The following is a 24,277-nucleotide window of genomic DNA, read 5'->3' as shown; positions in this document are numbered from 1 at the left end:
ATCCGATGGGCTCGCTGCGTCTTACCGGTGGGGCCGCATATGGCTGGCTCGGTCGAATTGCCCAACCTGCGTTGTCGGGATATAGTTCGCCAACCCTGCTTTGCTGGATGCAATATGTCGCTTAAACCAACGGATTTGTTCAACCTGCTGGCGGACGAGACACGGCTGCGGTCGCTGTTGCTGATGCAGGCGGAAGGGGAACTGTGTGTGTGCGAGCTGACGCATTCTCTGGAGATGTCCCAGCCGAAGGTGTCGCGTCACCTGGCGGCCTTGCGTCAGCACAAGGTGGTGCGGACGCGGCGGGAGAGCAACTGGATCTATTACCGGATTGCGTCCGATTTCCCGGAATGGGCGGGCGCGACCCTGCAGGCCGCCGAACGTGCGGCGGCGGGAGCGGAGCCCTATGCGGGGGACCGGGCGCGGCTAGCTACCGCGCCCAGCCGTGCCGAGTTCCTCGACTCGGCTTGATCAGCGCACCACCGGGATACGCGGCATGACAAAACGGCCGGCGCCCCTTGCAGGACGCCGGCCGTTTTCGTTTGCACCTCCGGTGGAGCGGGGGTGATCAGTGCGGTTCGCGGTGGACGCAGGCCAGGATCGCGGTGGCGATGTCGCCGGGTTCGATACCCGGGGCATCCAGGCCGATCTCCTGCATGCAGGAGATCGCGGCGGTTTGCAGGGCCTCCTGGTCCAGCGGCAGGCCGTGCAGTGCATCGGCGATGCGGTCCATGCCGTCTTCCGGGAAGACGGTGAAATCGCCGGACAGCAGGAGATCCGCGATGTGATCGTCCTTCTCCATGAGCTGGGCCCGGATCAGGCCGCCGGCGGCCTTGTGGGCCCCCTCGGTCAGGTGGGTGCCCGCGGCGATCTTGACGCCCATCTCCACGAATTTGCGGCCCTTGCGGTAGGTCCATTCAGGGTCCGTGAGCTCGGCCATCTGTTCCTCGATGGCGGCGGTTTCCTCGGCGGTGGGCTCGCTCAACTCGACCTCGACGTCGAGATCGCTGGCCACCCGTTTCAGGAAGGCGTCGCGCACGGTCTCGCGGGCCGGCATCTCGCCGAGTTCGCGTGACAGCGTGGTGATGTAGTCCTCCATGCCGGCGCGCAGCTTGTCGCGGAACTTCTCCGAAGGGACCTTGAGGCAACGCGCCATGGTCGCGGTGTCGAAGTCGAACATGAAGCTGCCGACCATCACCGTTGCGTTGCCGATACTCGCCGCACCCGTGCCGCCGATCTTGCGGCCGTCCACGTGGATGTCGTTGACCGGACGGAAGGTCGCGTTCACGCCCAGGTCCTGATAGGTGTTGATCACCGGGTCGATGAACTTCTTGTAGATGTCGGAGACGATACGCGGCGCCTTCGACGACGGGTAGATGAAGTGGAAGAACATCTGGTTGTGATCCAGATACACCGCGCCGCCGCCGACATGACGGCGGATGATCGGCAGGTTCTTTTCCTTGCAGTATTCCTCGTCGGCCTCCAGGGCAATCTCCTGATGCAACCCGACGCAGACATAGGGGTCGTCGGGGTTGACCAGGGTAAGCACCGGATCGTCGTCCTTGCCCATGGCCTCGGCAATGCCGTGGTAGACGGCCTGGGAGCGAACGGCCGGCTGCTGGCCGAAATCGATGACGCGTAGACGCATGGCAGTGTCCTTGTCTTTTTCGTGAGGCAAAGGGTGCGGGCTGCCTAGAACTCGGCGTTCCAGGTGAGGCCAAAGCTGCGGCCCGGGGCCCAGATGTCCTGGACGCCGTTGGCCGGGTCCAGGCGTGCCTCGGTCATTTCGTTGACATGCTCGCGGTAGGTCTTGTTCGCGATGTTGGTCACGCTGAAGGTGATCTCGTTGGAACGAAAGCCCGCGCTGGGCCCGAAGCGGTAGCCTACGGCGAGGTCGGCGGTGGCGAACCCGGAGGTGTTGCGCTCGGTTCCGTCGGTGAACGTGTCCGCCGTGCGGCTCTGACTCGCTACGGCGCGCACACGCGCATCCCACTGCCAGCCCTGGGCCACGGTATGGCTCAGGCCGATGCTGGCCTCCGGCGGCGGCATCTGGGTCAGCGGTTCGTCGAAGCGGCTGTCGCGGTTCTCGCCGCGGATCCACGTGCCGCTTGCGTAGCCGGTGATCGCGTCGGTGAAGGCGTGCTCCACCAGGGCCTCGAGACCATGGATGCGGGCCTCGTCGAGGTTGACGGTTTGTTTGGTTTCGTCGCCAATTACTTCACCACCGATGTAGTCGCGAATCCGGCTCTCGTAGGCCGAGACGGTGTATGAGGTTGCGCCAATGTGGCCGCGGGCGCCCACCTCGAAGGTGCGGTTGCGTTCCGGTTCCAGCTGCGGGTTGCTGAGCCAGGTGAATCCATCGCTGTAGGGGTAGGTGAGATAGCGTTCCAGCAGGCTGGCGGAGCGGTATCCCTCGGAGAGACTGAAGTAGGGGTTGAAGGCCTCGTCCAGGTGCCAGGTAAGGCCAGCTGACCAACTGAGATTTCGGTCGGTCTTGTCGAGTGGTGGCGCAACCATGAACGCATCGTCCGCTTTTCCCGAAACTTCGTCGTACCGAACACCAAGATTGACCGTACCCCAGTCGAGGTAAGTTTCGTGTTGCACGAAGATCCCCACCGACTCAATGCGGCCGTTACTTACCAATGGCTGCGGGGTATCGATAAACGGATTGACGTACTCGCCCGGCTGGAAGTCGTTGCTCTCGGTCCCGAAAAACGATTCGGGGCTTGCGCGAAGCCGCCAGGCTTCGGCCCCGACCAGCAGGATTTGGTCATCGGTCGGTACGAGCTCAGTCTGGACGCGCAGGCCATCCGTGGTGAAATCGGTATCCGAGGTGCGGTAGTCGCGGCCCAGTTGGGCATTCCAGTCGTAGTTGCCTCGCGAGAGCTCGTGCCGGTAGACCGAGGCCTCGACGCGCGGGGCCCAGGCGCCGGACAGTTCGCCCTCGTAGCGGAGTTCGAAGAGGTCGCGGGTCTGGCGCGGGGTGTAATGGGTGTTCAGCCCTAAAGGCGGCTCGATGGTCCCAGGCCCGGGCTCTTCAGTATTGAAGTTGCGCGAGGCGAGGTACCAGACGTCCTTGCGTTCGTCGCGCTGGGCGCGGAACTGGACCTCGTGGCCCGGCGCCAGCTTGCCGCGATAGCGCAGGTGGTAGGCGTTCTGTTCGGTGCCGGAGTCGCGCAGGCGGTCGCCGTCGCCGGTCTTGTAGTCGTCGGTGTTCAGATACGCGGTGGACAGGTCCAGCACGTTGCGGTCGTTGGAGACGGTTACGCCGACCGCGCCGCGGATGCCGTCATCCACCGAGGTGACACCGAGGCGCGAGAAACCGCGGGTTTCGGGCTTCTCGGTGAAGTCGCCGCCGCGGGTGATGATGTTGATCACGCCGCCCATGGCGCCGGCGCCATAGAGTACGGAGCCCGGGCCGCGCACGATCTCGATGCGTTCGATCAGGTCCACGTTGACGTAGGAGGCCAGCGAGCCGCGTGCCGGGGGTTGCATGGCGTTGATCCGCACGCCGTCCACCAGAACCAGCACCTGGTCGCGCTTCAGGCCGCGGATGATCGGATCGGAGCCCACCGATCCGTCCACGGCCGTGGCGACACCCGGCTGGCCGCGCAGGAGGTCGCCCAGGGTGCGCGCCTCGCGGTTGCGGATCTCGCTAGCCTCGATCACGGTGACGGAGGAGGGGGTCTCGTCAACCAGTGTCTCGTAGCCGGTGGCCGTGACGGAGACGGTGCCCAGCGTCTGTGCGGCCTCCTGGGCCTGGGCGAGGGCGGGTGACGCAAGCAGACTGGCCAGTGTCAGGTGACCGACAACATGACGTTTCATGGCTGGATGACTCCCCAATAAGCATTCAAGAGCGCGCTAAAGTAGGGTCGTCGAACGCCAAGGGCAATTTACACCCCGAACCGTCAGGCCCATTCGGGTCGGGCGTACCCGCCAGGAACGGTCCGGGGGAGAGGAGGGATCCGCCATGCTGGAACTCGGCATCGTCGCGCTGACCACGTTTTTCGTGACCATCGGGCCAGTGGATGTGGCGGTGGTGTTTGCCGTGCTCAGTCAGGGCATGGATCCGGCCCAGCGCCGCGCCATGGCGATCCGTGGCGCGGTGGTGGCGGGGGGTCATCCTGTTGCTGTTCGCGCTGGTGGGGGAGGCGCTGCTGTCGCTTCTGGGAATTTCGCTGGCCGCGCTGTACACCGCCGGCGGGATCCTGCTGCTGCTGATCGGGATCGACATGGTGTTTGCGCGCAGCTCGGGTGGTGTGTCCGCCACGGCGGCGGAGACCCAGGAGGCCCGCACCCGCAAGGACCTGTCCATCTTTCCGCTGGCGACGCCGCTGCTCGCCGGTCCCGGTGCGATGGGCGCTGCGATCCTGATGATGAGCCGAGCCGAGGGCGACCCGGCCGCTCAGGCCGTGGTGCTGGGTGCGCTGGTGGCGGTGATGGTGCTCGCGCTGGTGTGCCTGCTGGTTGCGTCGCGACTGCAGCACTGGCTGGGCGTGACCGGCGCGCATGTGCTCACCCGCATCCTGGGGGTGCTGCTGAGCGCCCTTGCTATGCAGTTCATCTTTGACGGGCTACAGCGCAGCGGGCTGCTGGGCGCCTGAAAGGGCCCCGGGGCGCGCGTGGGGGCAGGGGTTCTCCTAAACGCGAAGAGACCCCTGCCCGAGTTCGTGTCAGAGCAGATCCTCGGCGATTGCGTCGATTCCGGCGGCCGCACATTCGTCGTCGACCTGGCCGCTGGGGGCGCCGGAGATGCCGATGCCGCCGACAATCCGGCCACCAGCCGTGATCTGCTTGCCGCCGCCGAGGATACTGACCTGGGGCAGGTGCTGGATGCCGTAGCCGCCCGCACCGGGCTGGCTCATCTCGCGCAGGCCCAGGGTGTCGGTACGGAAGCTGACGGCGGTCCAGGCCTTGCTGATGGCGGTATCCACGGTGTGCGGGCCGGCAAAACGGTCGCGCTTGAGCGCCTGTGGCGTGCCGTGCCGGTCAACCACCGCCGCGGTGACCTGGGTATCGCGGTCGCGGCAGGCTTGCACGGCCGCTTCAGCGGCCTTGACCGCGAGCTCCGGGATCAGGGTTGGGGTGTCGAAGGTACCCTCGCTGGCGTGCAGCGGGGCGGCGGCAAAGGCGAGGGCAATCGGGGCTGCCAGGAAGTAACGCAGGGTGTTCATCTCGGACCTCCAGAGGGTCGGGGTTTCACCCTTTCATCTAGATGTACGAGCTCCGGTCTTCAATGTGTGGACTGCCCGTGGCCGGCCTCATGAGCCGAGGGCCGGGTGGGCCGTGAGCATTCCCCGCAGGTTACTGCTGAGAAATGACAAAACGGGTCATATAACGCGGGCATCAGCGGGCCCTCTCGTTGCCTGGGCAGCAACCACTCAGGCGGCGCCGCTGGCCGCTTCCCGTTCGCGGCGGGCCAGATCGCGCAGGGCGTGTCGCAGGGCGGGGCGCAGTGGGGCATTCAGGTGAACGCGGGCTCGCCCCGGCGGGATGCCCTGGTGGCGGCAGAACAGGCCGAGGGCGTAGGCAAGGTCATCGCGGGACAGCGCGGTTTCGCGTTCGGCCGCCGGGCCCTTGCAGGCGCCACACGGGTTCACGCGGACCTGGAAGGCGGTATTGGCCAGCATGATGCCAAAGCCCATTCGTGTGGCCAGGAGCTCGGCGATGTGGGCCTCGTTGCCCTCGAGGGCGGGCGGGGACTGGTGGGCGGTGGCCAGCAGACGCAGCGCAATCTCGCGTGCGAAGTGGGCGATCAAAGCCTGGGAATGGGCGACCAGCTCGGGGTCGTACGGGATGCCGACGCCGCTGGATACGGCAGGCGCCGGGTTCTGGGTGGCTCGCGGCGTGTTCATTGTGTCCCACGGGATCGGTTCGCCCATCAGACTGCCCGGGTGCGAAAGGCGGAACGGACTGTCCGCAAGTCCTGCGTGTTCCAGCACGCGGTCGAACACCAGCTGGGCCATGGCCTGACGGTTATCGGCCTGCCCGGGGAAGTGTTCGGCCGTGGGCAGTACCAGGTGTGCGTTGCGCAGCATGGCCGCCAGGTGAGGCTCGTGATCGGCCCAGTCGAAGATGGCGTGGATCCAGGCGCGGCTCTCCGGATCGAGGGCCGGGGCGCGCTGGAACAGACGAGGGATGAGCGAGATCACATGCGATCCTGAGCGACGGGTGTAGTCTCTATTGTATGGGAGGTCAGCGGGCCGTCGCGATCGGATGCGGGGCCCACGAAGGAACCGTTTCGCGGGCCTTCCATGTTGGGGAAACCGTTGAACTGCATGGCCTGTCGCACCTGTGGGCAGGAACGCGAGGAGGCAAGCAATGAGCACGATGAAAGCCGCCGTTTTCGTTGAACCGGGGCGGATCGAGATCCAGGAACGTCCGATCCCGGATATCGGGCCGACCGACGCCCTGTTGCGGGTCACGACCACCACCATCTGCGGGACGGACGTCCATATCCTCAAGGGCGAATATCCCGTGGAGCCGGGGCGCATCGTCGGACACGAGCCCGTCGGGGTGATCGAGAAGCTGGGAAGCGCGGTGACCGGCTACGCAGTCGGCCAACGCGTCATCGCGGGCGCGATTACGCCCTGTGGTCAGTGCCATTCCTGTCAGGAGGGGATCTCCAGCCAATGCGGTGGCAAGGCCATGGGTGGCTGGCAGCTGGGTAATACAATCGATGGGTGCCAGGCGGAGTACGTGCGCATCCCCAACGCGCAGGCCAACCTGACGCCGGTGCCGGACGGCCTGAGCGACGAGCAGGTGCTGATGTGCCCCGACATCATGAGTACCGGATTCGGTGGCGCGGAGAGCGGGCATATCCACATTGGCGACACGGTGGCCGTGTTTGCCCAGGGCCCGATTGGCCTGTGTGCCACGGCGGGTGCGAAGCTCATGGGGGCGACGCAGATCATTGTGGTGGACGGGGTGCCGGAGCGGCTGGAGGCCGCACGGCGCTTGGGCGCGGATGTGGCGATCAATTTCCGCGAGCAGGACCCGGTCGCGACGATCATGGAACTGACGGGTGGCCGCGGGGTGGATGTGTCCATCGAGGCCCTGGGACAGCAGCAGACCTTCGAGGCCTGTCTGCGCATCCTGAAGCCGGGCGGGACGCTGTCCAGTCTCGGGGTCTATTCCGGCAAGGTCTCCATGCCGCTGGATGCGATCGCGGCTGGACTGGGGGATCACACCATCGTGACGACGCTGTGCCCCGGCGGGAAGGAACGCATGCGGCGGTTGATGGAGGTCGTCGCCTCGGAGCGCGTGGATCTGACGCCGCTGGTGACCCACCGCTACAAGCTGGCGGACATCGAGGCCGCCTACGATCTCTTCTCGCACCAGCGCGACGGCGTTCTGAAGGTGGCGATTACGCCGTAGTGGCAGGCGAAAGCCAACGGCGGAACCAGGCCGCCGCGAGTCCCGCCGCCTGTTCCAGTGTGCCGGGCTCTTCGAACAGGTGGCTGGCCCCGGGGACGATCTCAAGCTCGCAACCTGCGCGCATACGCGCCTGCGCCTGGCGATTCAGCTGGATGACGGTGGTGTCGTCGCCACCCACGATCAGCAGGGTGGGGCTCTGCACCTGGTCCAGGGCGTCGCCTGCCAGGTCCGGGCGGCCGCCGCGCGAGACGACGGCCTGAATGGTTCGAGGAGCGGCCGCGGCAGCTCGCAAGGCGGCGGCCGCACCGGTGCTGGCGCCGAACAGCCCCAGCGGGAGGGGCGCCAGCGACGGCTGTGCGGCGGCCCACTGGCAGGCCTGCACCAGCCGCCGGCCGAGCAGGTCGATGTCGAAGCGGTTGGCGTAGGTCCGGTCCTCCTCCTCGGTCAGGAGATCGAACATCAGTGTGGCCATGCCGCTGTCCTGCAGGGTGCTGGCGACCTGCCGATTGCGGCGGCTCAGGCGGCTGCTGCCGCTGCCATGCGCGAAGATCACCAGTCCGACGGGCGACCCGGGCAGGCCGAGGATGCCCTGGTGGGGCTGTCCGTCCAGGACCAGGGTGACGTTGCGTTCCTCAGCGCGAGACATCGGGGCGTTGTGACTGGTGGACCGATGCAAGCAAGGCGATCACTTCGTCGTCGGTGGTTTGTTCGAAGTCCTCGTAGTATGCGCCCACGGAGCCGCGGTAGTACTCGGGGATGTCCAGAGTGACCAGTTCGTCCACCTCGGTTTCCAGCAAGGCGGCGGTCTCCGCTGGCGCGACCGGGATCGCCACGACCAGATGGTGGGGCCCGCGCTGGCGGGCGTCGCGGATCGCCGCGCGCATGGTGAGTCCGGTCGCGATGCCGTCATCGACGATGATCGCGAGCTTGCCGCTGACGTCCGGGGCCGGTGTGGTGCAGTACAGCCGACGGCGGCGCCGAGCCTCGGCGCGTTCCTGTGCCTCCGCCTGCTCCAGCCAGCCGGGATCCGCGCGCGCCTCCTCGCGCGGATTGCAGACCCGTTCGCCGTGTTCCGGTACAGCACAGATGGCGTACTCGGGGTGGAACGGGTGACCGATCTTGCGCGGGATCAAAAGATCCAGCGGCATACCCAGGTGACGGGCGACCACAGCGCCCAGAGGCACCCCGCCTCGAGGCAGGGCATATATGACCGCGGGCTGACCGCGATAGCGCTCCAGGGCGCGTGCGAGCAGCTCGCCAGCTTCATGACGGTCACGAAAGCGCATAGGAGCCGCATCTCGCAGGGGGCGTACTCAGAGTGTAGGCCAGGGTGGCGTGAACCGGGCCCTCAACAACAAAAAGGCCCGGGGCCAATGGCGCCCGGGCCTCGACAGGAGAAACGTCTCCCTGGGTGTTTAGTTGAAGGCTTCACCGGGCTTTACGCCCATGGCCTTCAGGATCATCGCCAGAGGGCAGAAGCCGGTAAAGGCCGACTGCAGCAGGTTGGCGCCGACAAAAATCGTCAGGATCAGCCACATCGGCGTGAACACCCACGCAAGGATGGCGCTGATGATTACGACGAGGCCGGCGAAGGCGAGTACAACGCGGTCAATGCTCATGGATGGTATCTCCAGTATGTATTAGAGAACTCTAATATGGGGCCTGTCACCCGCAAATACAAGGGGTGACGGGCGCATCGTCCTTCTAGATGCACAAACGGCCTCGACGTTCAGGGGAATATCTGACCGGGCTTGAGGCCCACCGACTTCAGGATCATGACCAGTGGGCAGAAGCCGGTAAACGAAGCCTGGATCAGGTGGAGGCCAATGAATGCCGCCAGCAACAGCCACCAGGGGCTGATCAGCCAGGTAAGCAGGGCACTGACCAGGACCACGATCCCGGCGAACAACATGAAGAAACGGTCTGTGGACATGATGACTCCTCCTTGTGTGTGGAGCCTTGGGGTTCTGTCCATGGGCCTTCCGGAGACTGTTCCGCCAAGTAGAGTTCGCGATCATTCCGCGAGAGGGCGCTGGACAACAACCGATAGTTCGAGATTACACCCAGCAGGCGGTCCGTCAAGGCAGCCCGACATCGGTGGCGGTTGTGTATTCAGCGAGAACCGGGGAGCCCGGGAAAAATGGAGCCGGCGACAGGAGTCGAACCTGCGACCCTCTGATTACAAATCAGATGCTCTACCAACTGAGCTACACCGGCCTGGTGTTGGGGAAAGCGGATTCCCCGGAGTGCGGGCCTGGCGGAGGGCCCGTTAGAAAAATGGTGCCGGGAGCGAGAATCGAACTCGCACTCTGTTGCCAGAACCGGATTTTGAGTCCGGCGCGTCTACCAGTTCCGCCATCCCGGCTTGTGGGGCGCTAGTGTAGCGCAGGTTTCTTGCGGCACAAACGGCCTCGGGGGCGCAGGGGGCCGCGCCAGTGAGATTCCCGCATGGTAGGATCGCGCGCCATGCGTGTCGCCGACTTCGATTACGAGCTCCCGTCGGAGCTGATTGCCCAGTATCCGCTTCCGGATCGGGCGGGTTCGCGGCTGCTGGTCCTGGAGGACGAGCAGCCGCGGGATGCAGGCTTTGCGGAGATCGAGGGCCTGTTGCGCCCGGGTGATCTTCTGGTCCTGAACGATACCCGGGTGATCCCGGCGCGGGTGTTCGGGAAAAAGGAGAGCGGGGGGCAGGTCGAGGTCCTGGTGGAGCGGATCGAGTCGCCCGCCCGGGTGCTGGCCATGGTGCGGGCGAGCCGGGCGCCGAAGGTCGGGACGCGGCTGCGTCTGGCGGACGCCTTTACCGTCGAGGTGACCGGGCGCGAGGGCCCGTTCTTCCGGCTGGCGCTGGTCGATGCCGACGACGTGCTGGCGCTGCTGCGCGCGCACGGGCATATCCCGCTGCCCCCGTATATCGAGCGCGCCGACGAGGCGCATGATGCCGATCGCTACCAGACCGTGTTTGCCCGCCGCGAGGGCGCGGTGGCCGCGCCCACGGCAGGCCTGCATTTCGACGACGCCCTGCTGGGGCGCCTGCGGGATGCCGGTGTGGAGACCGCAACCGTGACCCTGCACGTGGGGGCCGGGACCTTCCAGCCGGTCAAGGTCGAGGACACTGCGGCGCACGCGATGCACGCAGAGTGGCTGGAGGTCTCGCCCGAGGCCTGCGCCGCCGTGGCGGCCTGCAAGGCGCGTGGCGGGCGGGTGGTCGCGGTGGGGACGACCTGCGTGCGCTCGCTGGAGACCGCCGCCGCAGGTGGAGAACTCGCGCCCTTCCAGGGCGAGACACGGCTGTTCATCCAGCCGGGCTATCGCTTTCGGGTGGTCGACCGGATGGTGACGAATTTCCATCTGCCCCAGAGCACGCTGTTGATGCTGGTGGCGGCCTTTGCCGGCTACCGCCGGATCCTGGATGCCTACGCGCACGCGGTCGCCCAGCGCTACCGTTTCTTCAGCTATGGCGACGCGATGTGGCTGGCGCCGGGACGGGTCGATGACCTGCCTCCCAGCGTTGCCAGGGATACGGGGGGCTCTGATGGACTTTGAGAATCTGGCCGTCGACGGGCCAGCGCGCCGGGGGCGCCTGCATTTCCCGCGCGGGACGGTGGAGACGCCGGCCTTCATGCCGGTGGGGACCTACGGCACCGTCAAGGCGATGACGCCGGAGGAAATGCGTGACCTGGGTGCGGAGATCATCCTGGGGAACACCTTCCATCTGATGCTGCGGCCGGGCACCGAGGTGATCCGGGCGCATGGCGATCTGCACGACTTCATGCACTGGGAGGGCCCGATCCTCACCGATTCCGGGGGCTTCCAGGTGTTTTCCCTCGCCGAGATGCGCAAGATCAGCGAGGAGGGTGTGCGCTTCCAGTCGCCGGTGGATGGCTCGAAGGTGCTGATGACCCCGGAGTCCTCGATGCAGGTGCAGCGCGAGCTGGGCTCCGACATCGTGATGATCTTCGACGAGTGCACGCCGTATCCCGCCACGGAGGACGAGGCGCGCCGGTCGATGGAGCTGTCGCTGCGCTGGGCGGCCCGTTCGCGCGCCGCGCATGGCGACAATCCGGCAGCGTTGTTCGGGATCGTACAGGGCGGCATGTATCCGGCGCTGCGCCGCGAATCGGCCGAGGGCCTGCAGGCGATCGGCTTTGACGGCTATGCGATTGGCGGGTTGTCGGTGGGCGAGCCGGAAGCCGAACGCCTGCAGACCCTGGACGTGACCCTGCCGCTGCTGCCGACCGATCGCCCGCGCTACCTGATGGGGGTGGGCCGACCGGAGGATATTGTGGAGGCGGTGCGCCGCGGCGTGGACATGTTCGACTGCGTGATGCCGACCCGGAATGCCCGCAACGGCTTCCTATACACGCGCGAGGGCGTGCTGCGCATCCGCAACGCACGCTTTCGCAATGACACCGGCCCGATCGACCCGGAATGCGGGTGCTATACCTGCCGTCACTACTCGCGGGCCTATCTCAAGCATCTGGACAAGTGCAACGAGATCCTCGGCTCGCGCCTGGCGACCACGCACAACCTGCATTACTACCAGGATCTGATGCGCGGATTGCGCGAGGCGATCGCGGCGGGGGCGCTGGACGCGTTCGTCGCCGATTTCTACGAGCGACGCGGCATGGCGGTCCCGCCTGTGCCATAATCCGCGCGTTATTTTTCGCGCCGGCGGGCGACCTTTTTGCAGGCGGCCGGCGCACGCACCTGAACCGAGAGACGGAGTGTTTCGATGGACTTTCTGATTTCTTCAGCGCATGCCCAGGAAGGTGGAGCCGCCGGCGGTGGCATGATCGAGTTCCTGATCATGATCATCATCTTCTTCGCGATCATGTACTTCCTGATCATCCGCCCGCAGAGCAAGCGTGCGAAGGAACATCGCAACATGGTCGAGGCCCTGTCCAAGGGCGACGAGATCGTCACCAACGGGGGTGTGGCCGGCAAGATCACCGAGGTCAGCGATGACTTCATCAAGGTCGACATTGCCGATGGCGTGAATGTGGCCGTGCAGAAGCAGTCAGTTGCCTCCGTGATGCCCAAGGGCACGCTCAAAGACCTCTAAACGCCCCGTCAGCGTCCCCGCAAGGTCCTCGATATGCGCAATTCCTATCCGGCGTGGCTGTACGCCCTGATCGTCGTGGTCGTCCTGGGCGCGGGTCTGTATGCCGCGCCCAACCTGTTCCCGGAGGATCCGTCGGTCCAGATCGGCAATCCGGTGACCGGCGAGATCGACGAAAACATCCGGGAGCTGATGGGCACCATCCTGGGTGCTCAGGGCGTGACGCCGAAACACGTCGAGGAGCAGGACGACGGCCAGCTGCTGCTGCGCTTCGAGACGACCGACGAGCAGTCGCTGGCTGCCGGAATCCTGCGTGATGCCCTGGATGACAATCATACGGTGGCGCTGAACCTGGCCCCGGCTACGCCGAACTGGCTGCGTGCCATCAACGGCCAGCCGATGGCGCTGGGCCTGGACCTGCGCGGCGGGGTGCACTTCCTGATGGAGGTGGACCTGGAGGCGGTCATCGGCACGGCGATGGAACGCTACTCGAATGAGCTCCGCGGGCGCATGCGTGACGAGCGCCTGAGCTTCGACACCATCGAGCGCAGTTCCAGCGACCTCACGGTTCTGTTCGCGAACGAGGCCAATTACGAGGCCGCCGAGAGCTGGCTGACGCGGGAATACCGTGGCGAACTCGAGTGGGAAGTGCGCGGTTCCGGTGACACGATTCGCATGGTCGGGACCCTGAACGATGATCATCTGACCGAACTACGTCGTCAGGCCCTGCAGCAGAACATCTCCACCCTGCGCTCGCGCGTGGATGAGCTGGGTGTGGCCGAGCCGATCATTGCGCAGCAGGGCGAGAACCGCATCGTCGTGCAGCTACCGGGCGTGCAGGACACTGCGCGGGCGAAGGAAGTGCTGGGCGCGACCGCCACGCTGGAATTCCGTCTCGTCTCCGAGGCCGGTGATCCGATGGAGGCCGACCAGACCGGTCGTGCGCCTTCCGGCACCCGCCTGTACCACGAGCGAGACGGAACGCCGGTCCTGCTGCAGCGGCAGGTCATGCTGACCGGCGACTACATCACCGATGCCTCCTCAGGTATTGCCCAGGACACCGGCGGTCCCGCCGTGTTCATCAACCTCGACGGACAGGGCGCCCGGATCTTCTCGCGGGTGACCTCGGACAACGTGGGTCGCCTGATGGCCTCGGTGTTCATCGAGACCACCACCGAGACGGTGGAAGAAGACGGCGAACAGGTCCTGCGCACCTCGCGCAGCGAGGAGGTCATCAACGTCGCGCGCATCAATGAGCCACTGGGCCGGCGTTTCCAGATCTCCGGGCTGGACAGTACCCGAGAGGCGCGCAACCTGGCACTGCTGCTGCGCGCCGGTGCGCTGGCAGCGCCGATGTCCATCGTGGAAGAGCGCACGGTGGGGCCGAGCCTGGGGCAGGAGAACATCGATCGCGGCATGCAGTCGGTGGTCATCGGGTTCATCGCGGTGATGATCTTCATGGTCCTGTACTACCGCGTCTTCGGCCTGATCGCGAACGTGGCGCTGGCGCTTAATCTGATCTTCATCGTATCGGTGTTGTCGATGTTGCAGGCAACACTGACCTTGCCGGGCATTGCCGGGATCGTGCTCACGGTTGGCATGGCGGTGGATGCGAACGTGCTGATCTTCGAGCGCATACGCGAGGAGATACGCAACGGACTGTCACCCCAGGCGGCGATCTCGTCGGGCTATGACCGGGCATTCACGACCATCGCGGACGCCAACGTGACCACCCTGATTGCGGCGCTGGTGCTGTTCCTGTTCGGCACCGGTCCGATCAAGGGCTTCGCCATCACGCTGTCGATCGGCATCATCGCGTCGATGTTCACCGCGATCATCGTGACCCGCGCAATCGTCAATCTGACCTACGGGCGCCAGCGCCGGCTGACGCGCCTGGCCATCTGAGCGCGGAGATAAAACATGCTTCCGCATCTGAATTTCGCTGAATCGAACATCGATTTTTTGGGCAAGCGCAAGATCACGATCGCGATCTCGCTGGTCCTGATCCTCGTTTCGGTGGCGCTGCTCGCGACCCGCGGGCTGAATTTCGGGATCGACTTCACCGGGGGCACCCTGGTGGAAGTGGGCTATCCCGAGGCGGTCGAGCTGGATCCGATCCGCGAAACCCTGTCGGCCGCCGGCTACGCCGGCGCGCAGGTGCAGACCTTTGGCACCTCCCGGGATGTACTGATCCGTCTGCCGCCAAGCGAGGACGACGACAACCCGGCCATGCTGTCCAACCGGGTGTTGAACGCCTTGCGGGATGGTGGCCCGGAGGATCCGGACCTGCGCCGGGTGGAGTTCGTCGGCCCCGCAGTGGGGGAGGAGCTGCGCGAACAGGGTGGCCTGGCGATGATCTACGCCCTGGCCGGGATCCTGATCTATGTGGCGGTGCGTTTCGAGTGGCGCTTCTCGATCGGGTCGGTGCTGGCGCTGGTGCATGACGTGCTGATTACTCTGGGGATCTTCTCGCTGCTGCAGCTGGAATTCGATCTGGGTGTGCTCGCGGCGGTACTAGCCGTGATCGGCTACTCGCTGAATGACACCATCGTGGTGTATGACCGAATACGCGAGAACTTCCGGGTCCTGCGCAAGCAGGGGACCGAGCAGGTGATGAACAACGCGGTGAACAAGACCCTGGCGCGTACGATCGTGACCAGTGCAACGACTCTGCTCGTGCTGTTCTCGCTCGCGTTCCTCGGGGGGGCGGCGCTGCAGAATTTCTCGGTTGCGCTGATCATCGGGGTCATCGTCGGCACGTACTCCTCCATCTTCATTGCCGCGACGGCGGCGCTGATGCTTGGGGTGGATCGCCAGGTACTGCTGCCGGTAAAGAAGGAAGGGGCGGAAGAAGACCAGACGCCCTGAGTGCCGCGTCCGAGGTGGTGCCACGCACTACGCCGCGCGGAATGAAAAACGCCCGGGGCCGAGAGGCCGCCGGGCGTTTTCGTGAGCGCGTATTCCGGGGGTGGTCTCAGAAGGCCAGCGCTTCCTTGATGATTCGCTCGACCAGATCGTTCACGGCGCGAAGGCTTTCTTTCGACTCCTCGTCACCCACTTCAGGGACGGGCGTGTAGCCCATGTAGACGGTGCCGGGCTCGTCGGTGAGTTCGTAAACCGTGATGATGTAGGGACAGAACACCATGTTGTGCGGGTCGGCCTCCATGGTGGCGCGGGAATAGGTCGCACTGCAGAAGTCGACCGAGTTGCCATTGAGGTAGATCCCCTCGCCGCTCTCCTGTCCGGCGGTGCGGTCCAGCATGTTCGCGATATAGCCGACGTTGTTGATCACCAGCCCTTCGGCCGTGATGGCCTCTTCGACCATCTCGAAGTAGAAGTCGTATTCGCCTTCGGTCTTGAAGATGACGCGTTCGTCGGTCTCCATGAACGTCTCGTAGGCGCTGGCCGTGCCCGCGACGGCGAGCCCAAGGCCGAGCCCGATCGCCAGGGTCGAATGGCGCAGGGTGCGCGAGATGCCGGTGAGTGTCTTCATGGTTCCTTCCTTTGTCTTGGTTGGTGCTGGCAGTGTAGCGGAGGTGGGGCCGGTGCCCGAACCGGGGTGCCGCCCGCGAAAGGCATGTGTCGTCAGTCGAAGAAATGGCCGGCAAAGCGCGTGCGCGGCGCCCAGTACGGATTGTCGAGATGTTCGATGCGGACCTGTCCGCGGGAGCTCGGGGCATGCACGAAGCGCCCGTCACCCACGTAGACCCCGACGTGGTCGATTTGATTCCCGCTGATGGCGAAGAAGACCACATCGCCCGGCGTGGGCGACCCGTCACGGCGCGTGGCGGCGCGGGCCTGATCGCGGGTGGTGCGGGGAACGCTGCGGCCCGCCTCCCTGTAGGCGCGCTGGACGAGCGCGGAGCAGTCCAGTCCTGAGGCGTCGGTGCCGCCATAGCGGTAGGGCGTATCGAGATGGCCGAGGGCGGTGAGTACGACCTCCGAGCGCTCCAGGCCGGCCTCCGGCGCGGGGCTCATCGGGCCTTCGGGCAGGGACTGGGGTGTGGCAATGGTTGAGACTGAACCGGACTCGCGCGGTTCGGGGCCTGTGCTGCAGGCCGCGAGGAACGCGAGGCCGGATCCGGTAAGCACCAGTGCCAGTCGGGACCGGACGCGGTCAGAAGAGATCGCGTTCGGCATAGCTGTCGGGAACGGTGAAGAGCTCGGGGCTCAGGTCGTCCGTGGAGATGCCCGCCAGGCGAGTGGTGACACCGTCCTGCTCGCTGACCTCCAGCGGGATGCCGTCGACCCGCGGAAGCAGGGAGGCACCCATCTGCGAGGCCATGGGCCCACCGGCCTCCAGGGCACTCAGGGACAGTTCGTACAGCCGGTCCATCAGACCGCCGAGGGTGGCGAAGTCATCCTGCCGAAGCCCCAGGGCATCGGGTTGTGCGACGCAGACGGTGCTTTGCACGTTCCCGTCGATCAGGACCTCGTAGTCGTCGCAGACGAAGTCCCCGATCGCCCGCTGCCGGTCGGTGGCACGGGTGTCGATCTCGGCGTCGAAGCCCTCGGCGCCGATGCCCAGCTGCTCTTCGAGCTGCGCGCGCACCTCGGGCGGGAGTTGCTCCATCTGGCGCCGCAGGTCGCTGACCATGTCGGTCATCGCGCGCATCTGCTGATCCATGACCTCGCGTGTCAGCGGCGTGTAGGTCTGCTCCGTGTCGTCCACGACGGTCAACTGGTCGGTCGTGGCGTCAAACAGCATATAGCCCGAGGTGCCGCTGATGGACTCGTTGAGTTCCATGCGAACGATATCGCCGCGTACCAGGATCTGGCTCTCAAGGCCCTCGTCGTCCACGTAGTGCAGGAGCGCGTCGGCCTGGGCGACAGTGCCGAGCGTGAGGAGCCCGCACGCGGCGATGGGCGCGAGTGCCTGGCGGAGATGGGCGAGCGGGCCGGAACGAGGCTGCATGGGAACTCCTGCGGATTGTGGGGTGTCGGCGCGAGCGGGACGATTCAACCGACTGCTCCGCCAGCAACGCTTCAGTGCCGCGATCCCGTTATGTTGAGGACCTTTCGGCGGCCTGTCCATGTGCGATTGTACCCGGTCGCTCAGGATGCGACGGGGCGCAGCAATTGGCGCGCGAGGGCATCGGGATCCAATGGGGCCTCCGGGGCGACCTCGATGCAGCCTTCGTCGTCGGAGGGCCATTCCTGCTGCGGCTGTTGTTTCTCCATGACTTCGATGCCCGCGTCCGAGGCATCGCGGCCCGCGCGGGCCCGTTGTTCCAGGCGCTCGCGCAGGATGGTCTCGTGTGCGCGGCAGGCCACCACTGCAAAGCCGGCGGAATGCTTGCGCGCCAGGGCCTGGAATGGCGCCCGCTGGTCGCGTGACAGGAAGGTGGCATCCACCACCACGGTGAGACCCAGCGAAAGCAGCTGATCTGCCCGCGCGTGCAGGTGGTCGTAGATCCGGGCGCGCCCGGAGTCGCTGTAGTCGACCGGCGTGGGCATGCGCTTGCGTTCAATATCGGAGCGCAGGCGCACGGCGCCCAGGGCCTCCAGCACCTGGGTACTGATCACGGTCTTGCCGCTGCCGGAGACCCCATGCATCAGGATCAGCCGCGGGGCCCCGCGTTCGGTCAGGCGGTCGGCCAGCGCGAGGTAGCGGCCCATCTCGGCCTTGTGGGCGGCCTGCTCGTCGGAGGGGAGCTGGGCCTCGGCGCCATGAATGCCCTGGACCTTGGCGCGGATCAGGGCTCGGTAGACCTGGTACAGCGGCAGCAGGGCGAGCCCGTCGAAGTCCTCGCGGCCCTCCAGATAGGCGTTCAGCAGCCGCCAGGCATGGGCCCGGGACTGCCGCGCCAGAAGGTCCATGGTGGTAAAGGCGATCTCGGAGATCACGTCGATCCAGCGCAGGGCGGGGTCGAACTCGATGGCGTCGAACGCGACCGGGACCTCGTTCCCGTCCTCGTCGTCGACGTACACCAGGTTGCCCAGATGCAGGTCGCCATGACCATGGCGGACGTATCCGTCATCATGTCTTTTCTGAAGATGAGGCTGAAGGCGATTGATTTCCGATCGGGTCCAGGCCTCCAGTCGTTCGAGTCGTGCGCGATCGGCCGCACCTGTGACGGCCTTTTCCAGGGCCGGGAAGTTGTCCAGCATCGGTTGGGTAGCGGCGTCCACCGTGCCGTATTCGGAACGGGTGTCGGTGCGTTCGGTTCGCTCGTGGAAGGCAGCGATGTAGTGACCCAGTGCCTCCATGGCGGCCGCCGGCAGCCGGTCCTGCTCCAGCAGTCGGTCCAGCTGGCGTTCGCGGTCGAACCGGCGCATGTGTACGGCGTAATCGAGGATGGGGCCCGGTCCGTTGATGACCGGGCTCGCGTCGTCGCCATTCAGGGTGACGACCTCGAGATAAATCTGCGGCGCCAGGCGGCGGTTGATCTCCAGTTCGGTCTCGCAGAACTGGCGCCGGGCCTCGAGCGTGGAGAAGTCCAGGAAGTCCAGGTCCAGGGGCTTCTTGAACTTGTAGGCGTCGTCGCCGGCAAGGATCACGGTGGAGATATGCGTCTCGATGGTGCGCACGGTCTTCGGGTCGGGCGCCGGCGCGGGAAACCCGGGGCCCTCGACCAGGTGGCGCAGACGAGTGTGGTGCTGTTCCAGTTCGGTCATCGAGGCTCCGCGTTGAGACGTGGGGTTGGGGGTGGCGGGGGCTACAGGTTTTTCCCGGAATCGCCGGCCATGCACCCGTTTTTGCCTGTCTGTCAGGTTACCATTGCAGCCGTTCTGGTCACCCCGTCCCGTACCCGCCATGCCGCGAAAGCCCTCTCGACGTCCACGCAAGCGAAGCCCGGCCCGAAAGGGACGTCTCCGGCGTCTGTTCGGGGCCGGTGGCTGGACCCTGGCCGGATTGCTGCTCGCCGTCGTGGCGGTGGGCGGGGTCTACGTCCATCAACTGGACCGCGAAATCCGCGAACGGTTCGAGGGCCAGCGCTGGGCCCTGCCGGCCCGGGTCTATGCGCGACCGCTGGAACTGTATGCCGGGCGCCCACTGACCGCAGATGCGCTGGAGACGGAGCTGCGCGCCCTGAACTATCGCGAGACGGCCGACGGGGCCGGTCCCGGGGAGTTCCACATCGGTGGGAACGTGGCCCGGCTGACCACCCGGCCGTTCATGTTCGGGGACGGCGCGGAGCCCGCCCATTCGGTTCGGGTGCGGTTGTCGAATGGTCGGGTGCAGTCGGTCGCCGAGCAGGCCAATCGGCGCAACGTGGATCTGATGCGCGTGGAGCCACTGCTGATCGGCAGTATCTATCCGACCCACGGGGAGGACCGCATCCTGGTCGATATCGACGAGGTGCCGCGCGAGCTGATCGGGGCGCTGCTGGCGATCGAGGATCGCCGGTTCATGTCTCACCGCGGTATCGATCCCGTTGGTATCGGCCGTGCGGCGCTCGCCAATCTGCGCGCCGGTCGTACGGTCCAGGGCGGCAGCACACTGACCCAGCAGCTGGTCAAGAATTTCTACCTGACCCGCGAGCAGACGCTCACCCGCAAGCTGAACGAGGCGGTCATGGCGCTGCTGCTGGAGCATCGCTACGACAAGCGGGAGATCCTCGAGGCCTACCTGAACGAGGTGTTCCTGGGCCAGACCGGCGAGCGTGCGATTCACGGCTTCGGGCAGGCGGCGCAATTCTACTACCAGCGTCCGCTGAACGAGCTGCGCCTGGATCAACTCGCTCTGCTGGTGGGGCTGGCACGGGGCGCCAGTTACTACGATCCAAGGCGGTTTCCCGCGCGGGCCACACAGCGCCGGGATCGAGTCCTGGAAGCGATGGCGGAGACCGGGCTTGCCAGTCGCGGGCGCGTGGACCGGGCGCTCGCGACGGCGCTGGATGTGTCCCCGGTGATGCCGGAAGGGCGCAGCCGCTTCCCGGCGTTCCTCGATCTGGTGCGCCGGGAGTTGCGTTCCGACTACGCCGACGAGGACCTGCGCAGCGAGGGCCTGCGGATCTTTACCACCATGGACCCGGTGGTGCAGATGCGCCTGGAGGATCGTCTGGTGCGGGGTGTGGACGATCTCGTGCGCCGCCGTGGAGGCAGGACGGATCTTGAGGCCCTGCAGGCCGCGGCGGTGGTGACGGATCCGCAGTCCGGCGAGGTGCTGGGGGTCGTGGGGGACCGCAATCCACGCTATCCCGGCTACAACCGGGCGGTGGAGGCGCAGCGCCAGGTTGGGTCCGTGATCAAGCCGTTCGTTTACCTCGCGGCCTTGACCAATCCGGATCGCTACACCCTGGCTACGCTGCTCGACGACAGCCCGCTCACCCTGCAACTGCCGCATGGCGAACCGTGGACACCGCGGAATTTCGATCGCGAGTATCGCGGCCCGGTTACAGCCTGGGAGGCCCTGGTGCAGTCGTATAACGTGGCGACCGTGCGTCTCGCGGAGGACATCGGCATTTCCCAGGTGGTGAGCCTGTTGCAGACGCTGGGGTTGCAGCGTACGCCGGCTCCACTGCCTTCGCTGGCGCTCGGGGCCATCGAGCTGTCTCCGCTGGAGGTGGCGGGGCTCTACCAGGCGCTCGCCAATGGGGGCTATGCAACGGGCACGCGGGTCATCCGCGATGTGCTGGACCAGGACGACGCGATGCTCTCGCACTATGGCCTGTCGCTGCAGGGCGCGGTGTCGGATGGCTCGGTTCGGGTACTGATGCACGCTCTGCACGACGTCACGCGCGAGGGAACCGGGCGCCGGATCGATGCGCGCCTGAACGGCCAGGTGGTGGCGGGCAAGACCGGTACCACCAATAACTTCCGCGATAGCTGGTTCGCCGGCTTCGACGACCGCCACGTGGCGGTGGTGTGGCTGGGGATGGACGACAATCGCCCGACCGGCTTGACCGGCGGGGTCTCCGCCGCTCCGGTCTGGGCGGAGATCATGGACGGGATTGGCGTCCAGCCCCTGCATCTGGAGGGGCACCCCGGGATCGCCTATCAGGGGATCGACCTCGCCTCCGGGCTGCGGGTGGAGAATGATGACCATGCCTGCGAGTCGGTGAAGACGCTGCCGTTCTGGCAGAATTCGGGCCCTGAGACTCGCGCCGATTGTGATCGGGGCAGTGATTCCGGCCGGCAGGGCTGGTTCGAGAGGCTATTCCGTTGAAGAAAGTGTGTACCGCAAAGACCTGTTTTTCCGGCATTGAGATTCGCGTTCGAGGCCATTCGGTCGCGCCGGCTGCGCTTGCGGTAGCGCTGGCCTTGTTGCTGGCTGCATGCGCGACGCCGGCCCCCCGGGATGCCGGCACCCAGGCGCCCGATGACGCGGAACGGGCCGGCGAAGAGGATCCGGCGCGGGAATCGGATTCCCGGGCACCCGAGCCGGAACGTGAAGCGACCCCCGCCGCTGCGCTGAACCTGGCGCAGCAGGCGGAGTCCGCCCGCCAGGCGGGGGATACGGCGCGGGCGGAACAGCGCCTCGAACGGGCCCTGCGCATCGCGCCGCGGGATGCGGGTCTCTGGCACCAGATGGCTGCGCTGCGCCTGGAACAGGGGCAGTACCAGCAGGCCGAGCGCCTGGCCGGGCGTTCCCTGCAGATGGCCGGCAGCCGGGACCGCGAGCTGGCCCTGAAGAACTGGCGCCTGATCCTGCAGGCGCGCGAGGCCCAGGGGGATGCGGCGGGTGCCGCCGAGGCCCGTGAGGCGATTCGCCGCCTGGAATCCGACATTGTCTGACGCGTTCAGCACCGTCGCGGCGGGCTCGGCGGCTGTGCGTGCCCTGAGCCCGGGCGGTGACCTTGCCACTGCGGTGGAGGGCTTTCGCCCGCGCGAGCCGCAGCAGCGCATGGCCGTGGCCGTGGAAGAGGCGCTGGCCACCGCGCCCACCGCGCTGCTGGTCGAGGCGGCCACCGGGGTCGGAAAGACCTTCGCCTATCTGGTGCCGATCCTGCAGTCGCGCCGCCGGGCACTGATCTCCACCGGGACCAAGACCCTGCAGGACCAGCTCTTCGAACGCGACCTGCCGATGGTCTGCGAGGCGCTCGGGTATCGCCCGCGCGCGGCGCTGCTGAAGGGGCGGGCCAATTACCTGTGCCACTACCGGCTGGAACTCGCGGCCGCGGAGGCTGGCGGGGCGACCGGTGGCGGTGTGCGGCGGGATCAGTTGCCGGTGATCGAGGCGCTGCAACGTTTCGCGCGGTCCAGCGATACCGGCGATCTGGGTCAGGCCGGGATCCTCGCGGAGGACTCGATGCTGTGGCCGCAGGTAACCTCGACCGTGGACAACTGTCTGGGCGGTGAATGTCCGAACTACAACGACTGTTTCGTGGTGCAGGCACGCAAACGGGCGCAGGAGGCAGACGTGGTGGTGGTCAACCACCATCTGCTGCTGGCCGACATGGCGCTGAAGGAGGAGGGCTTCGGGGAGCTCCTGCCGGAGGTCGACGCGGTGATCGTGGACGAGGCGCATCAGCTGCCCGATATCGCCGGGTCGTTCTTCGGGATTGCGGTCGGGACCCGTGCGCTGCGGGAGCTGGCGCGCGATGCGCGGCGCGAGCAGGAGCAGCACGCCCCGGAGATGCTCGATATCCGTCAGCGGGTCGCGGAACTGGAGGCCAGCGTGGCCGAGCTGCTCGACGCCTCGCGGACCTGGGAAGGGCGCTCGAGCTGGGACACGGTCAACCCGGATGGCGCCCTCGACCCGCTGCTGGACCGGCTGGACGCGGCGCTGGGTTTTGTCGGCGATGCCCTGGAGGCGGCGGCGCCGCGGGCGCCAGGCCTGGAGCAGCTGCGCGCGCGCAGCGCCCTCCTGCTTGAACGCCTGCGCGAATGGCGCCAGGAGACGCCCGACACGGTGGCCTGGGCAGAGCGCTTCAGCCAGAGCCTGACCCTGCACCGAACCCCGCTGGATGCGGCGCGCCCCCTGGCGCAGCGCCGGGCGGCGCGTCCGGCAGCCTGGATCTTCACCTCGGCGACGCTGGCCGTCGGTGAGGACTTCGGTCACGCCGCGCGCCGGCTCGGGCTCCCGGCGGACGTGGCCAGCGAGCGCCTGGACAGCCCCTTTGACTTCCCGCACCAGGCCTGTCTGGTGCATCCACAGCCTCCACTGCCCAATCCCAACGATCCGGGGTACACGCGGGCCTGCATCGCCTGGGCCTGGCCCCTGCTGCGCGACAATCCCGGTGGGGGGTTCTTTCTGTTTACCAGCCACCGGGCCCTGCAGGAGGCGGCGACGATCCTGCGAGCCGAGCTGCCGGATGACCGCGAGCTGCTGGTGCAGGGGGAACAGCCGCGGGGTGATCTGCTGGCGCGTTTTCGCGAGTCGGGAAGGGCCTGGTTGCTGGGGGCGCACAGCTTCTGGGAAGGGGTCGATATTCGCGGCGAGGCACTGTCCGTCGTGATCATTGACCGCCTGCCGTTTGCCGCGCCGAATGACCCGGTGCTGCAGGCCCGGGCCTCGGCACTGGAGGCCGAGGGGCGTTCGCCGTTTATGGAATTCACCCTGCCGCAGGCGGTGCTGGCTCTGAAGCAGGGCGCGGGACGGCTGATTCGGGATGCCGATGATGCCGGCATCCTCGCCCTGTGCGATCCGCGCCTGACCGGGAAGTCTTACGGCCGGCGCTTCCTGGCCAGCCTGCCGCCGTTCCATCGCACGCGGGAACCGGCCGCCGCACTGCGATTTCTAGGGAAACACTGATCCATGTACACGCTCGCGTTGGCACCCCAGGTTTTCCGAGACAAGGCGCGGTGCGCAGTCGGTAGTGGTTCTACCGGCAAGGGCCGCAACGCAGGATCGGGGAACCTTGGGTGCCAACGCCGAAGGGGCCCGGCCGCCCGTTGTCGACCGAAACTGGCGCGCGCACGGCGTTGCGATTCCCTTGTGCAGAATGACTGCACGGC

At 66.5% G+C, this 24,277-nt stretch carries 22 protein-coding genes, 2 tRNA genes and 1 pseudogene; 11 read left to right on the top strand and 14 right to left on the bottom strand.

Features of this window, described 5'->3' with window-relative positions; genetic code table 11:
• Positions 1-114 precede the first annotated feature (114 nt).
• Positions 115-468 (top strand): metalloregulator ArsR/SmtB family transcription factor, encoded by a 354-nt coding sequence (locus F572_RS0113330; RefSeq protein WP_026143090.1) that lies wholly within the window; start codon positions 115-117, stop codon positions 466-468.
• Positions 469-565: 97 nt separating this feature from the next.
• On the opposite strand, the gene F572_RS0113325 is transcribed toward F572_RS0113330, so the two are convergent.
• Entirely contained in the window at positions 566-1,645 is a 1,080-nt protein-coding gene (locus F572_RS0113325) for a lipoate--protein ligase family protein (protein ID WP_017942466.1), read from the bottom strand.
• A 44-nt stretch (positions 1,646-1,689) separates the two neighbouring features.
• Positions 1,690-3,822, bottom strand: a complete 2,133-nt coding sequence (locus F572_RS0113320) for a TonB-dependent siderophore receptor (protein WP_017942467.1) — start codon at positions 3,820-3,822, stop codon at positions 1,690-1,692.
• 145 nt (positions 3,823-3,967) lie between these two features.
• Here F572_RS0113320 and F572_RS14830 point away from each other — a divergent pair.
• A pseudogene (locus tag F572_RS14830) lies at positions 3,968-4,601 on the top strand (MarC family protein).
• A gap of 69 nt (positions 4,602-4,670) precedes the next feature.
• On the opposite strand, the gene F572_RS0113310 reads toward F572_RS14830, so the two are convergent.
• Positions 4,671-5,171, bottom strand: coding sequence for a heme-binding protein (locus F572_RS0113310; protein WP_017942469.1), 501 nt, complete (start codon positions 5,169-5,171; stop codon positions 4,671-4,673).
• 207 nt (positions 5,172-5,378) lie between these two features.
• Positions 5,379-6,149: a hypothetical protein gene (locus tag F572_RS0113305; protein ID WP_017942470.1), complete on the bottom strand. Its 771-nt coding sequence runs from the start codon at positions 6,147-6,149 to the stop codon at positions 5,379-5,381.
• A 169-nt stretch (positions 6,150-6,318) separates the two neighbouring features.
• Here F572_RS0113305 and F572_RS0113300 point away from each other — a divergent pair, with 169 nt between their 5' ends.
• A complete protein-coding gene (locus F572_RS0113300) occupies positions 6,319-7,374 on the top strand; it encodes an NAD(P)-dependent alcohol dehydrogenase (RefSeq protein ID WP_017942471.1) in 1,056 nt (351 codons plus the stop codon).
• Here the strand turns inward: F572_RS0113300 and F572_RS0113295 are convergent.
• The 6 genes from F572_RS0113295 to F572_RS0113270 form a co-directional block, all read right to left on the bottom strand.
• On the bottom strand, positions 7,364-8,020 hold the full coding sequence (locus F572_RS0113295) for a dienelactone hydrolase family protein (RefSeq protein WP_017942472.1): 657 nt from the start codon (positions 8,018-8,020) through the stop codon (positions 7,364-7,366). The genes F572_RS0113300 and F572_RS0113295 overlap by 11 nt on opposite strands.
• A complete protein-coding gene (locus tag F572_RS0113290; protein WP_017942473.1) occupies positions 8,007-8,660 on the bottom strand; it encodes a phosphoribosyltransferase in 654 nt (217 codons plus the stop codon). Before F572_RS0113290 ends, F572_RS0113295 begins: the two co-directional genes overlap by 14 nt.
• A gap of 129 nt (positions 8,661-8,789) precedes the next feature.
• Complete coding sequence (locus F572_RS0113285; RefSeq protein WP_017942474.1) at positions 8,790-8,993, bottom strand: DUF2892 domain-containing protein; 204 nt, start codon at positions 8,991-8,993, stop codon at positions 8,790-8,792.
• A gap of 110 nt (positions 8,994-9,103) precedes the next feature.
• Complete coding sequence (locus F572_RS0113280) at positions 9,104-9,307, bottom strand: DUF2892 domain-containing protein (protein WP_017942475.1); 204 nt, start codon at positions 9,305-9,307, stop codon at positions 9,104-9,106.
• Positions 9,308-9,515: 208 nt separating this feature from the next.
• Positions 9,516-9,591, bottom strand: a tRNA-Thr gene (locus F572_RS0113275).
• 61 nt (positions 9,592-9,652) lie between these two features.
• A tRNA-Leu gene (locus F572_RS0113270) sits at positions 9,653-9,739 on the bottom strand.
• 101 nt (positions 9,740-9,840) lie between these two features.
• Here F572_RS0113270 and queA point away from each other — a divergent pair.
• The 5 genes from queA (at position 9,841) to secF (ending at position 15,301) form a co-directional block, all read left to right on the top strand.
• Positions 9,841-10,917: a tRNA preQ1(34) S-adenosylmethionine ribosyltransferase-isomerase QueA gene (gene queA / locus F572_RS0113265; protein WP_017942476.1), complete on the top strand. Its 1,077-nt coding sequence runs from the start codon at positions 9,841-9,843 to the stop codon at positions 10,915-10,917.
• The gene (gene tgt / locus F572_RS0113260; RefSeq protein WP_017942477.1) at positions 10,907-12,022 is read left to right on the top strand and encodes a tRNA guanosine(34) transglycosylase Tgt; all 1,116 of its coding nucleotides are present in this window, start codon (positions 10,907-10,909) and stop codon (positions 12,020-12,022) included. The genes queA and tgt overlap by 11 nt, the downstream gene beginning before the upstream one ends.
• An 84-nt stretch (positions 12,023-12,106) precedes the next feature.
• Complete coding sequence (yajC, locus tag F572_RS0113255) at positions 12,107-12,436, top strand: preprotein translocase subunit YajC (RefSeq protein ID WP_017942478.1); 330 nt, start codon at positions 12,107-12,109, stop codon at positions 12,434-12,436.
• Between the two features lie 33 nt (positions 12,437-12,469).
• Positions 12,470-14,338 (top strand): protein translocase subunit SecD, encoded by a 1,869-nt coding sequence (secD, locus tag F572_RS0113250; RefSeq protein WP_017942479.1) that lies wholly within the window; start codon positions 12,470-12,472, stop codon positions 14,336-14,338.
• 15 nt (positions 14,339-14,353) lie between these two features.
• On the top strand, positions 14,354-15,301 hold the full coding sequence (gene secF, locus F572_RS0113245; RefSeq protein ID WP_017942480.1) for a protein translocase subunit SecF: 948 nt from the start codon (positions 14,354-14,356) through the stop codon (positions 15,299-15,301).
• 106 nt (positions 15,302-15,407) lie between these two features.
• Here the strand turns inward: secF and F572_RS0113240 are convergent, their stop codons facing one another.
• The 4 genes from F572_RS0113240 to F572_RS0113225 form a co-directional block, all read right to left on the bottom strand.
• Positions 15,408-15,926, bottom strand: a complete 519-nt coding sequence (locus F572_RS0113240; protein ID WP_017942481.1) for a DUF302 domain-containing protein — start codon at positions 15,924-15,926, stop codon at positions 15,408-15,410.
• A 92-nt stretch (positions 15,927-16,018) separates the two neighbouring features.
• Positions 16,019-16,573: a C40 family peptidase gene (locus tag F572_RS14825; RefSeq protein ID WP_026143091.1), complete on the bottom strand. Its 555-nt coding sequence runs from the start codon at positions 16,571-16,573 to the stop codon at positions 16,019-16,021.
• Complete coding sequence (locus F572_RS0113230) at positions 16,551-17,348, bottom strand: hypothetical protein (protein WP_017942483.1); 798 nt, start codon at positions 17,346-17,348, stop codon at positions 16,551-16,553. Before F572_RS0113230 ends, F572_RS14825 begins: the two co-directional genes overlap by 23 nt.
• 140 nt (positions 17,349-17,488) lie before the next feature.
• A complete protein-coding gene (locus F572_RS0113225; protein ID WP_017942484.1) occupies positions 17,489-19,051 on the bottom strand; it encodes a bifunctional aminoglycoside phosphotransferase/ATP-binding protein in 1,563 nt (520 codons plus the stop codon).
• A gap of 139 nt (positions 19,052-19,190) precedes the next feature.
• Between F572_RS0113225 and mrcB the strand changes: the two genes are divergently transcribed.
• From mrcB to F572_RS0113210, 3 genes are read left to right on the top strand one after another with little or no spacing between them, the layout of a single operon-like run.
• Entirely contained in the window at positions 19,191-21,545 is a 2,355-nt protein-coding gene (gene mrcB, locus F572_RS0113220) for a penicillin-binding protein 1B (RefSeq protein ID WP_155983913.1), read from the top strand.
• Between the two features lie 41 nt (positions 21,546-21,586).
• Positions 21,587-22,114 (top strand): tetratricopeptide repeat protein, encoded by a 528-nt coding sequence (locus F572_RS0113215; protein ID WP_051045153.1) that lies wholly within the window; start codon positions 21,587-21,589, stop codon positions 22,112-22,114.
• Positions 22,107-24,074: an ATP-dependent DNA helicase gene (locus tag F572_RS0113210; protein WP_017942487.1), complete on the top strand. Its 1,968-nt coding sequence runs from the start codon at positions 22,107-22,109 to the stop codon at positions 24,072-24,074. Before F572_RS0113215 ends, F572_RS0113210 begins: the two co-directional genes overlap by 8 nt.
• The last annotated feature ends 203 nt before the right edge of the window (positions 24,075-24,277 follow it).

The sequence above is a fragment of the Thioalkalivibrio sp. ALE14 genome (genome assembly GCF_000376845.1).
GTDB lineage: Bacteria > Pseudomonadota > Gammaproteobacteria > Ectothiorhodospirales > Ectothiorhodospiraceae > Thioalkalivibrio.
Note: the sequence above shows the minus strand (reverse complement) of the source record. Positions and strands in the feature narration are given on the sequence as shown.